The following is a 12,014-nucleotide window of genomic DNA, read 5'->3' as shown; positions in this document are numbered from 1 at the left end:
CAATTATGTTTAATAATTCTTGTCTTATCATTTGTAAACCTCCGTTTAGTAAAACTAATTAGTATATCCATTAATATTAGTATTATCCAAACGGACATAGATAATTCAGGAAAATTTGAGTGATAAAGAAATCTTGGCTCTGTAGAGCCTTGATATATAAGGGCTAAGAATTATGCTTAACCCTATATAATTAATAATATTGGAGGTGAAAAAATGGATTATCTAAAAATACAAGATATAAGCATGAATTTTCATTCTAAGAAGGGAATTACAGAAGCTTTAACCAACATCAACTTTTCAGTAGAAAAATCTGATTTTATAAGTATCATTGGTCCTTCAGGATGTGGAAAGTCCACCCTTCTAAATATAATTGCAGGACTTTTAAAACCATCTTCCGGCTCTATACTTTATAATGGCAAAAATATAAACAACAATAGAAATGTTCTTGGATATATGTTTCAAAAGGATAACCTCTTTGAATGGCTGTCTGTATGGCAGAATATCTGTCTTGGACTTAAGTTAAAGAAACAGTTAACAGACGAAAATATCAAAAGATTGAACAACCTGCTTAATGTATATGGATTGTCAGCATTTAAAGAACATCACCCAAGTGAATTATCAGGCGGTATGAGGCAACGTGCATCTCTTATCAGGACTCTTGCTTTATCTCCAGAAATTTTACTTCTAGATGAACCATTTTCAGCATTGGACTATCAAAGCAGGCTTACTGTATGTAATGATATTTCACAGATAATAAAAAATGAAAAAAAGACTGCCATATTGGTTACTCATGATCTAGCAGAAGCTATATCGACATCTTCAAAAATCATAATTTTATCCAAGAGGCCAGCTGTAGTAAAAAAAATTGTTAATATTTCATTTGATAGTAATCTTACCTCACTTGAAAGACGAGATGATCCTAAATTTTCAGAATACTTTAATATTCTTTGGAAGGAGCTTGATACAAATGACTAAGGAGCAGGAACACTCATTATTTCTTGCAAAAGAAAGTCATGATAAAAGAATTCTTAAAATAACAAGACTATTAATCCTGATAGTTTTTATTATCATATGGGAAATCTCTGCTGATTTAAAATGGGTTGATCCATTTCTTACATCAAGTCCGTCAAGGATAGTAAAGTCAGCAGTTCAGATATATTGTGAAGGAACACTTATACGTCATATATTTGTTACATGCTTTGAAACTATTATAGGCTTCATATTAGGTACAGTGCTTGGTGCATTAATTGCTATACTTCTATGGTGTTCAAAATTTGCATCAGATGTAGCAGAGCCATATCTTGTAGTTTTAAATGCACTGCCCAAGATAGCTCTTGGTCCCATTATTATCTTCTGGGTAGGTAACGGTATAACAGCTATAATTGTAATTACTCTTCTTATATCAATAATTACAACGATTATCAGCATACTTGCTGGTTTTTCAGAAATAGACACTGAAAAAATAAAACTGCTCAAAACAATGGGGGCTGGAAAAGTTCAGACGTTATATTATCTAATAATTCCAGCTTCAATTCCAAATATAATCTCAGCCTTAAAAATTAATGTTGGATTATCATGGGTTGGCGTTATAATTGGAGAATTTCTGGTTGCAAAAGAAGGCCTTGGATTCTTGATAGTATATGGTGGCCAGGTTGCACAGCTTGATATGGTTATGATGAGTATTGTCATACTATCCATAATTGCGTATATCATGTATAAAGTCGTTGCTGTTATAGAAAAAAAGATAAGTGCCAAATACTAAATTTAAACTTCTCCCAGAAAACTGTTTAATGTTTTCATAGACATAAATATATGGGGGAAGTTTTTTCTTTTAAAATCATCTATTAAAACATTTTTTCCAGGATGCAAAATTATGTCTACTTATTAGTTTGATATTAATAATATTTATATAAAAACAGCAGCTAATATAATACAGCTGCTGTTTTCTGCTATATGAATTCTAACTCCCATTTAAGCTTTCCCGTTTTTTCATCAGGAACGTACTTAAAATATGCTGAAAAAGTATTACCCTTTCTACTTTTTAGATTTCTAAATCCAACTTTACCATTCTTTAAAAGAAGCTCTACCATCTGCCTGCTTACATGCTTCCCAAATGATTCTATATACTTATCATTCTTCCATATAGTATAATTACAGCCGTTTTTCCAGTTTACACAACCAAATGACTTTTCATTTTCTACTATAGCATTTCTACAAATAGGGCATATACCTACTACTTCAGCATTCTCTGGAGCCTTAACTTTCATCTTACTAAGAGAAGCCTTATCATTCTTTATAAGATTTACAGCATTATTAGTAAAATCATAAATCAACTTCATAAAATCAGATTTAGTAAATTTCTGCTTTTCTATATCAGATAAAGTCTTTTCAAGCTTTCCTGTATAATCAAGGTTGAATAAATCCTTCACAGGGAAAGATTCAACCATTGTCCTTCCAAGCTCAGTACATGTAAGACTCTTTCCTTTTGCATTAACATATCCTATATCCTTTAATCTCTTTATAGTATCAGCACGTGTAGCTGGTGTACCAATACTGAAACCACTGAGGATTGAATTCATCATTTCATCTGAATCTTCTTTATTATTAAAACTCTTACCACATGTCTCCATTAATCTAAGAAGAGTTTTTTCTGTATGATGCTTTGGTGGTTTTCTTGTAACAGAATTAACTTTATCAGCAACAAGTTCAACTATATCCCTTAATTCTACTAAAGGAAGAATAGTATCCTTACTTTCAATCTTTTCCACAACACGCCATCCTTCAACTATCTGAACTCTTCCCTTAGCCATAAAAACTCCCGGAGAAGCTATATTGTTAACTTTAATAGTTATCTTTGTTTCTTCAAATTCAGCAATAGGCATAAACTGCATGATAAACCTGTTCTTAATAGCTGTATAAACAATTTCTTCATCTCTGCTTAAAGATGATGGCTTAACATAAGTTGGTGTTATAGCACTATGGCTTTCTACCTTTGAACTATCAAAGATCCTTTTGTTAGTTTTAAATTTAATCATATTTTCATAAGGAAGACCCTTTTTTAGTGTCTCAAGCACTTTTCTAGTTTTGTCTTCAAGACTTTCATCAAGAACTATACTGGCTGTTCTAGGATAAGTAATATGTTTCTTTTCATAAAGACTTTGAGCCACCTTTAACACCTTATCTGATGTCCATCCTTTATATTTACTTGTTATATATCCCTGTAAGTTTGAAAGATTAAAAAGATATGGTGCATACTCCCTCTTCTTCTCAATTTCCTTATTTACAATTTCACCTTTTGTTAACTTTATTGCTTCTGACACTTTTTTAAGATAATCTTTATCATCAAACTTTTCTGTATTATTTTCATAATATAAAGCATCAAATTCTTCATTTTTTTCAGTTTTAAATGTTCCTGATAATTTGTAATATGTTGTAGCATTAAAGTTTTCTATTTCCTTATCTCTATCATAGATTATTTTCAGAGTAGGTAAAAGTACTCTTCCCACATTTAATATTTTATCTTCTTCAGTAAATTTATATTTCAGCGTCGCTACAGAAGTTAAATTAATACCTATAACCCAATCTGTCCACTGTCTGCTTATTCCTGCATCCTGTAATGATTTCATCTCTGAATTAGGTTTTAATGAAGCCATCCCCTTTTTAACTTCATCAGCAGTCCATTCATTTAAAAGAAGTCTATATGTTGGCTTCTTAACTTCAAGAAATATAAAGATTTCATCAGCTATAACCTGTCCTTCCCTATCAAAGTCAGTTGCTGAAATTATACAATCAACATCATCACGTTCAATAAGACTTTTTATTATTGAAATTTGCTTTTTAGCACCAGAATCAATAATATTTCTATTAGAACTGTCATGTTTTATTTTATACATAAAATTCTGAGGAATGAATGGAAATTTTTCCATCCTCCAACTTTTCATATTCTCATCATAATCTTTTGCATCATAAAGTTGAAGCAAGTGTCCAAATGCCCAAGTAATTATATAATCCTTCCCCTCAAAATAACCATCCTTTCTAGTCTTAACATTTAATGCATCTGCAATATTTTTTGCAACAGATGGTTTTTCCGCTATTACTACTTTCAATTTGTTCACTCCATTCGATAAGATTGTTTTTCGTCATTAGTCTATTATACTACATTTATCTTATCATTTCCTGTATTCTATTTTTAAATTTAATATTATGATATAATTGGTAATAGAGGTGATAGAAATGAACATATTAATAGCTGAAGATGATATCAGAAATCTCATAAAACTTCATCTCACTAAAAAAGGATTTAACGTATATGATGCATGTAATGGCCAGGATGCTTACAATATATTTAATACAATAAAACTCGATCTTGCAATCTTAGATGTAATGATGCCCTTAATGGACGGAGTTACTCTTCTTAAAAATATTAGAAAATCAAGCAGAATTCCTGTAATTTTTCTTACTGCTAGAAGTGATGATTCAGACAAGATACTAGGTCTTAAATTAGGTGCTGATGATTATATGATAAAACCATTTAATCCTGCAGAACTTACGGCAAGAGTTTATGCACAACTCAGGAGATATTACCAGTACAACTCTGTAGAAGATGAAAGTACATATACTATTGGTGATATTACAGTTGACTCTAACAGCTGCACAGTCACAAAAAATGGTAACAAAATAGATCTTAATACTAAAGAATTCAAACTTTTGGAACTTCTGATTAAGAATGTAGGTAAAGTATATACAAAAAAGCAATTATACGAAAATGTATGGCAAGATATTTACTGTGGTGATGATAACACAATCATGGTTCATATTAGTCACTTAAGAGACAAAATTGAAGACAACCCTAAATACCCCAAATACTTAAAAACAATAAGAGGAATAGGATATAAACTTGAAGAGTATTAATATGAAAAAGATAAAAAAGATTAAAAAGAAAAAACTTGTAAACCTGCTGCTTAAAAATTACATTATATCATTTTTACTTATGCTTACACTTCTTATAGCAACAACATTTACTGTATTTACAATTGCAAATATATATTATAACCTGATCATAGAAAATGATGTAACAGCAAGTGTATTCTTCAGGGATGATTATAAACAAATTCCCTATAAGGTCATAACATCTAAACATGGATTTGCTTATGTTTATGATACCAATGGAAAAATCCTTGTAGATAAGCATTATACAGTCAACTTTGATTACCAAAAGTTCAATCCTGAAAATATATTTTCAATAGTTTATAAAGATGGTTTTAATAATAAAGCTAATCCAAACTTAACTCTAAGCTATGAGCATTATAAAATTAAAGCTGGCTATAATAAGAAACAAAATTATATACTAATTATTGGATATCCAATAAAAGGAGCTGATTTTTTCACAACAATAGACAGGAAACTGAATTTTAAGGTATTTTCTGTTCTAGCACTAATTATATGCATTTTATTATTTTTTGTGATATTTTCAATATACTCAAGATTTACATCAAGATTTTTTGTTACCCCTGTCAATATACTTATTGAGGGTGCAGAAAAATTTGCTGCCGGCGATTATTCCAGCAGAATAACACTTAAAGTTCAAAATGAATTTAAAGATCTTGGAGATACGCTAAATCTTATGGCCAGTAGAATATCTGAGGAAAAACATCTTAAAGAGAAATCAGAGTTTGCAAGAAAAAGACTTATACTAGATGTATCTCACGACTTAAAGAATCCTTTATCAAATATCATGGGATATGCCGACTATCTGGTAAGCAATGATATCTCTAAAGAGGAAATGTCTAAATATCTTTACATTATCCAACAGAACAGTATCAGAGCTAATAATCTTATACAAAACCTGTTTGAATTTTCCAAATTAGATAGTGAAGACTTCCATCTTCAATTGGAAGAAACAGATATATGTGAATTTATGCGTGAACTTATAGCTAGTTATATACCTGCACTTGACCAAAAACATTTCAATTATGATTTCGATATTCCAGAAGAAAAGATACTTCTTAATATCGATAAAAAGCAACTGGACAGGGCTATAAGCAATTTAATCTTAAACGCAATTAAATATAACAAAGAAGGAACAGCTCTTTCTATCACAATTCAGTTTGAAAATAATAAACTTTCGCTGATAATCTGTGATAATGGTGTAGGTATTCCAGAATCAAGCTTATCAACTATATTTGATCCATTTGTGAGAGTAGATAAATCTCGAAATATCCACAGTGGTGGCACCGGCCTTGGCCTTTCTATTACAAAAACAATAATTGAAAAACATAATGGTAGTATTGACCTGATATCAGCTGTCAATAAAGGATGCAAATTCATTATTTCATTTACTTTAAATCATAATATATAAAAAGGAGCTCTAAAGCTCCTTTTTACTTTATATGATATTTTAAATACTTATTTATTTTACTCTTCCAAAGCCTATATTTCTTTTTATCCTTCTGTTTGACTACATTCAGAAAATCCTCTAAAACTCCAGCTTTGCTGAGCCCTTTCATTAAATGCCTAGGATAGTTTACTTCCTTTTCATAATTGTTTTTAGGATCAATTATCATAAGGCTCATATCAGAACGCACAAAAATATCCTTACATCTTAAATCTTTACGTTTAAAGTGAAGTCGTGAAAATTCTTCGATTAGATCAAGCAGATTCTCTGACAGTTTGATATTTAATGAATTCTGTTTCAAGTATTTATCAAGTCTCTCACCTTCGACATATTCTCTTATAATATAGTAATCACCAACTTCAACAATATGCGGGAAATACTTTGATTTTCTTGTCCTATATAATATAGAACTTTCATCACTTAATACATCTTTGCTCTTAAATATTTTCATAACATTATTATCAGGAAGAAGAAAAACCACTCCATTATGTCCTTCTCCCAAATATTCACCCTGTTTCAAAAGTTCTTCAGCCTTTTCGCTTAAATTAACACTATAACAGTAATTTTTAGCCATATAAAGCTCCACAATATTACTTCAATATATTACTATGATTTATACTGCAATTTAATTCCTGGAAAAATCATTTAATTTATCTATAATGTCACTAATAACTTCATCTCTATTAATTTCATTAAGCATTTCATGGCGTCCGCCATTATAAAGCTTATAACTTACATCTTTTACATCAGCTTTTTTATAAATGCCATAGAGGTTTAATATTCCTTTTCCGTAATTACCCACTGGATCACAGTCACCTGCAAAAATATATATTGGTAAATTCTTAGGCACTTTGTTGACATTTTCTTTTTTCACATTTTTCTTTAATGCTTTAAACAGTTCATTATAGAAAGATGCAGAACAAACAAAACCACAAAGTCTATCATTAAGATATTTATCAACCTGCTGTGTATCTCTTGATAACCAATCAACAGCTGTTCTCTTTTCCTTTATTTTTTTGTTGTAGTTTCCAAAACATAATTTGTCTATAAAATTGCTTGTATGTTTTGCTCCTCTAATTTTACATTCCAATCCTGACAATAAAATTCCAAGACTTGTACCAAAGGGTGGTTTTCCATTAGTTCCAGAAAGAATAACAGCCTTAATCTCATCACCATATAATTGTATATATCTCTGAGAAACAAATGAACCCATACTATGACCAAATAATATCACTGGTACACCCGGGTATTCCTTCTTAATTATATCTGTTACATCATGAACATTTTCTACAAGTGCAGAAAATCCGCTTTCTCCTAAATAACCAAGTTCATTATTTTCTTCTGCTACTTTTCCATGTCCCCTGTGTTCATGACCATATACTATATAACCAGCTTCATTTAGCTTTTCTGCAAAATAATCGTATCTAGATATAGTTTCAACCATTCCATGTGAAATCTGCACAACTGCTTTAGGTATTTTACTATTATCTAAAGTCCACTTATATCCTCTGATGCTCTTATTTTCTTTGTCCTTAAATGTAAATTCCACTTTCAATTAATTCTACTCTCCTTCTACCTATTTATATAATAACTTATACATTTTATAATTTGTATTAACCTTTTTTACGTATTTATCCGTCTCTGGAAACGGTATGCTTTTAAGCGAGCTGCCGTCTTCTGAGTGCTCCTCATTGTTAAGCCACTTTTCCACATTACCTCTTCCGCCATTATAGGCCGCTATAATAAGATCAAGGCTTCCAAATTCCTCTCTAAGATTGTCCAGATACCAGCAACCCATTCTAATGTTATACTCTTCGTTAAGAAGCTGCGATGTACTATTAAATTCTATATCCATCTTTGTTGCAGCCCATTCTGCTGTGGTATCTGTTATCTGCATTAATCCATATGCATTTTTTGTGGATTTTGCATTTTTATCAAAATTACTTTCTGTCTTAATCACTGCCATAACTAATAACGGATCAAGATTATACTTTTCTGAATACCTCTTTACTATATCGTAATTCTTTAAGGGATAAAAAACTGAATACATTAAAAATATAGAGCCTATTAATATCATAAGCAGTGTAATTATAAATTTTAGTAAATTTGATTGTTTCTTTTTGTTCCTCATGAAAACTCCTTAATTATTACTCTTTAATACATTTAGATATTGGATCAGTTTATTAACTTGTTCTCTTGTTTCAATAAAACTTCCTGAACTGTTAATTATAAAATCAGAATACTCTATCTTTTCAATTAATGGTATTTGTGAATTAATTCTATTTAAAACATCACTGCTGCAAAGTCTGTCTCTTTCCCTTACCCTTGCTATTTGTGTTGCTGTATCAACGTATACAAGAACTACATAATCCATATCTTCATTAATCTTGTTTTCTATGAGAGTAGGTGCATCTAGTATTACTAGCTTTTCCCCAGCCTTATCATATTTCTTAAATTTATTATTAATTTCTTTTAATATATAAGGCATTATTATATTCTCATATTTTATTCGTTCTTTTGCAAATCTAAATATATGGTTTCCAAATTCACGAGCTTTAAAATTTCCTTGCCAATCAAAAAAACCTGTTCCAAATTCATTCTCGACTCTTTTTAAAATCTCAGGATACTTTTTAAGCACTTCCTTTGTAATTAAATCTGCATCAATAACAGGGAATCCGGCTTCACTTAAAATACTAGATACATTACTTTTACCTGATCCTATTCCCCCTGTAAGACCAATCTTAATCATCTTAAAAACTCCTCCTATTTTGCTTCATACCACGTATTACCTGTATTTATATCTACGTCTAACCCTACATGAAGCTTAAGCGCATTTTCCATCTCAGTCTTAACTAATAATTTTACTTGTTCAAACTCATTCTGTTTTACATTAAGTATCAATTCATCATGAACCTGAAGAATTATTTCACTCTTAAATTTATTCTTTTTAAGTTCATCATATACATGAATCATAGCAAGTTTGATTATATCTGCTGCACTTCCTTGAATAGGTGCATTCATAGCAAGTCTTTCACCAAGAGCCTTAACTATTTTGTTTGATGCTGATATTTCAGGAATATATCTCTTTCTATTTAATATAGTAAGTGCATAACCATCCTTCTTAGCATCTACTATTGTCTTATCAAGGTATTCTTTTACTTTCGGATATCTTTCAAAATATGCATCCATATACTGCTTTGCTTCTTTTCTTGTTATATGCAGATCCTGTGAAAGGCTGAAATCACTAATTCCATACACTATACCAAAATTAACTGCCTTCGCTCTGCTTCTCAAAAGTGAAGTTACTTCTTCTATAGGAACATTGAATACTTCTGATGCTGTTTTTGTATGAATATCAGTATGATGCGCAAATGCATTTATCATATTTTCATCACCTGCCATATGTGCAAGTACTCTAAGTTCAATCTGCGAATAATCAGCAGATAATATAATATCATCTTCATTATTAGGAATAAATACTTTTCTAATCTCTCGTCCCATCTCATACTTTATAGGTATATTCTGAAGATTAGGATCAGTAGAAGATAGTCTTCCTGTAGTAGTAACTGTCTGGTTGAAGCTAGAATGAATCTTTCCATCTTTATCAATTACCTGCTTTAATCCCTCAACATATGTAGAATATATTTTTGTTATCTGTCTAAAATATATTATTTTTTCTATTACAGGATGCTTATCAGCAAGTTTTTCAAGAACTTCTGCATTTGTTGAATATCCAGTTTTAGTTTTCTTTATTATAGGAAGATCTAATTTTTCAAAAAGTATTTTTCCAAGCTGCTTTGGAGAATTAATATTAAATTCTTCATCACATAATTCATAAATTATCCTTTGTGTTTTATCTATTTCTTCTCTAAACTTAACTTCAAGTTCATCAAGCTTATTTCTATTAACATTAAATCCTGCAGATTCCATAGCTGAAAGAACAAAACACAACGGCATTTCTACTTCATATAAAAGCTTTTCCATCTGTTGTTCTTCTATCTTGCTCTTAAGAGTTTCATATAGTCTGCTCATAAAACTATTTTCAATTATCTTTATATCACTGTCTACTTCATCTACATCCTCACAAAGATAATCATTCACAAGCTTTGGAAGTGAATAATTCTGTTTTGCGGAGTCAAGAAGATAAGCACTGATTGCAGTATCAAAGATCATACCTTTAACTTCAATATTCATCTTACTTAAAACAGTAATAAGATTTTTGCAGTCATGAACAACCTTTTTTATTTCGTCTTTTTCAAAGTATTTCTTTAATAAATCTAAAGACTCTACTTCATTTTCTATCTTACTGTATTCAATAACATAAGATTTTCCACCAGTAAGTACATATAAGTTATCTATAACTTTTGTAGAAAATCTTTCAGTACCTTTTAACTCATATGAAATAAAACTGATATCTTTAATACTGTCTACAAAACTCTTAAGCTTTTCATTAGAATCAATCTTTTCATAATTTATATCAGTTTTTATTTCTTCAGTGTCTTCTCCACATTCAGGAAGCTTATTTAATAAAGACTTCATTTGATATTGAATGATAAACTTCTTTAATTCTTTAGCATCTGCTTCACTTACTTTAATATCTTCAATATTAAATTCAATAGGAACATCTTTAACTATAGTTGCAAGATGTTTTGAGTGTACAGCCTGTTCTTTAAATGCTTCAAGATTTTCCTTAAGTTTCTTGCCACTTATCTTATCAATATTCTCAAGAACATTTTCTATACTGCCATACTCAGCAATTAATTTAAATGCAGTTTTTTCTCCAACGCCAGGTACTCCAGGGATATTGTCAGATTTATCGCCCATTAATCCTTTAACATCAATAAACTGCTGTGGTGTAACTTTGAATTCTTCCATCATTCTTTCTTTAGTATAACTCTCTGTCTCTGACACACCTTTTTTTGTAATGACAACATTGATATTATCACTTGCAAGCTGAAGCGCATCTCTGTCTCCAGTTACAACATATACTTCCATACCAGAAGCTCCACATTTGTCCGCTATAGTACCAATAATATCATCAGCTTCATAACCCTCAATCTCGTATATTTTTATATTCATTATAGAAAGCATTTGTTTAATTCTTGGAAACTGCTCAGCAAGTTCGGATGGCATCTTTTTTCTACCAGCCTTATAATCTTTGTATTCTAAATGTCTAAATGTAAGTGCCTTTCTATCAAATGCAGCAAAAATATAATCTGGATTTATTTCTTCCTTCATCTTAAATAACATATTAGTGAATCCATATAACGCATTTGTATATTTTCCTTCACTTGTAGTAAGCAATGGAAGTGCATAAAAGGCTCTAAAAGCTAAACTATTTCCATCTAAAATTAGTACTTTCTTCATTACGTTTCCTCCAAAATTACTGTTCTTTATACAACTTATATTATTATAACATGTGAAGACATTTTATTTTAAGATAATCTAAATTTTTATTTATACTCTATTATTGAGTATAACCCACTATAATAATAAATATATAAAAAATGTATTATAAAAATATAAAGTTTTTATTAAAAATAAGCTATTTCAAGACACAGTTAGACAAAAGAGGAAAGTTATGAGAAAATATGTTTATAACAGAATAAAAAAGGAGACG

At 30.2% G+C, this 12,014-nt stretch carries 10 protein-coding genes; 4 read left to right on the top strand and 6 right to left on the bottom strand.

The window, feature by feature from the left end:
- Window positions 1-213: 213 nt before the first annotated feature.
- A complete protein-coding gene (locus tag FYJ33_RS04545) occupies window positions 214-975 on the top strand; it encodes an ABC transporter ATP-binding protein (RefSeq protein WP_154530579.1) in 762 nt (253 codons plus the stop codon).
- Window positions 959-1,762, top strand: a complete 804-nt coding sequence (locus FYJ33_RS04540) for an ABC transporter permease (RefSeq protein WP_235900768.1) — start codon at window positions 959-961, stop codon at window positions 1,760-1,762. Before FYJ33_RS04545 ends, FYJ33_RS04540 begins: the two co-directional genes overlap by 17 nt.
- Window positions 1,763-1,949: 187 nt before the next feature.
- Here FYJ33_RS04540 and FYJ33_RS04535 read toward each other — a convergent pair whose 3' ends face one another.
- Complete coding sequence (locus FYJ33_RS04535) at window positions 1,950-4,115, bottom strand: type IA DNA topoisomerase (RefSeq protein WP_328598653.1); 2,166 nt, start codon at window positions 4,113-4,115, stop codon at window positions 1,950-1,952.
- 118 nt (window positions 4,116-4,233) lie between these two features.
- Here FYJ33_RS04535 and FYJ33_RS04530 point away from each other — a divergent pair, with 118 nt between their 5' ends.
- Window positions 4,234-4,911: a response regulator transcription factor gene (locus FYJ33_RS04530; RefSeq protein ID WP_154530576.1), complete on the top strand. Its 678-nt coding sequence runs from the start codon at window positions 4,234-4,236 to the stop codon at window positions 4,909-4,911.
- A gap of 1 nt (window position 4,912) precedes the next feature.
- Window positions 4,913-6,358: a HAMP domain-containing sensor histidine kinase gene (locus FYJ33_RS04525; RefSeq protein WP_154530575.1), complete on the top strand. Its 1,446-nt coding sequence runs from the start codon at window positions 4,913-4,915 to the stop codon at window positions 6,356-6,358.
- A gap of 22 nt (window positions 6,359-6,380) precedes the next feature.
- On the opposite strand, the gene FYJ33_RS04520 is transcribed toward FYJ33_RS04525, so the two are convergent.
- The 5 genes from FYJ33_RS04520 to polA are packed head-to-tail and all read right to left on the bottom strand — an operon-like array spanning window position 6,381 to window position 11,761.
- Window positions 6,381-6,968: a protein kinase gene (locus FYJ33_RS04520; RefSeq protein WP_154530574.1), complete on the bottom strand. Its 588-nt coding sequence runs from the start codon at window positions 6,966-6,968 to the stop codon at window positions 6,381-6,383.
- A 51-nt stretch (window positions 6,969-7,019) separates the two neighbouring features.
- The gene (locus FYJ33_RS04515) at window positions 7,020-7,949 is read right to left on the bottom strand and encodes an alpha/beta hydrolase (protein WP_154530573.1); all 930 of its coding nucleotides are present in this window, start codon (window positions 7,947-7,949) and stop codon (window positions 7,020-7,022) included.
- A 21-nt stretch (window positions 7,950-7,970) separates the two neighbouring features.
- A complete protein-coding gene (locus FYJ33_RS04510; RefSeq protein ID WP_154530572.1) occupies window positions 7,971-8,525 on the bottom strand; it encodes a lytic transglycosylase domain-containing protein in 555 nt (184 codons plus the stop codon).
- Between the two features lie 9 nt (window positions 8,526-8,534).
- Window positions 8,535-9,143: a dephospho-CoA kinase gene (coaE, locus tag FYJ33_RS04505; RefSeq protein WP_154530571.1), complete on the bottom strand. Its 609-nt coding sequence runs from the start codon at window positions 9,141-9,143 to the stop codon at window positions 8,535-8,537.
- Window positions 9,144-9,157: 14 nt separating this feature from the next.
- A complete protein-coding gene (gene polA, locus FYJ33_RS04500) occupies window positions 9,158-11,761 on the bottom strand; it encodes a DNA polymerase I (RefSeq protein ID WP_154530570.1) in 2,604 nt (867 codons plus the stop codon).
- Between the last annotated feature and the right edge of the window lie 253 nt (window positions 11,762-12,014).

Origin of the sequence: Inconstantimicrobium porci (assembly GCF_009696465.1) — a bacterium.
In the GTDB taxonomy this organism is placed as follows: Bacteria; Bacillota; Clostridia; order Clostridiales; family Clostridiaceae; genus Inconstantimicrobium; species Inconstantimicrobium porci.
This window is presented reverse-complemented; position numbering and strand designations above follow the sequence as displayed.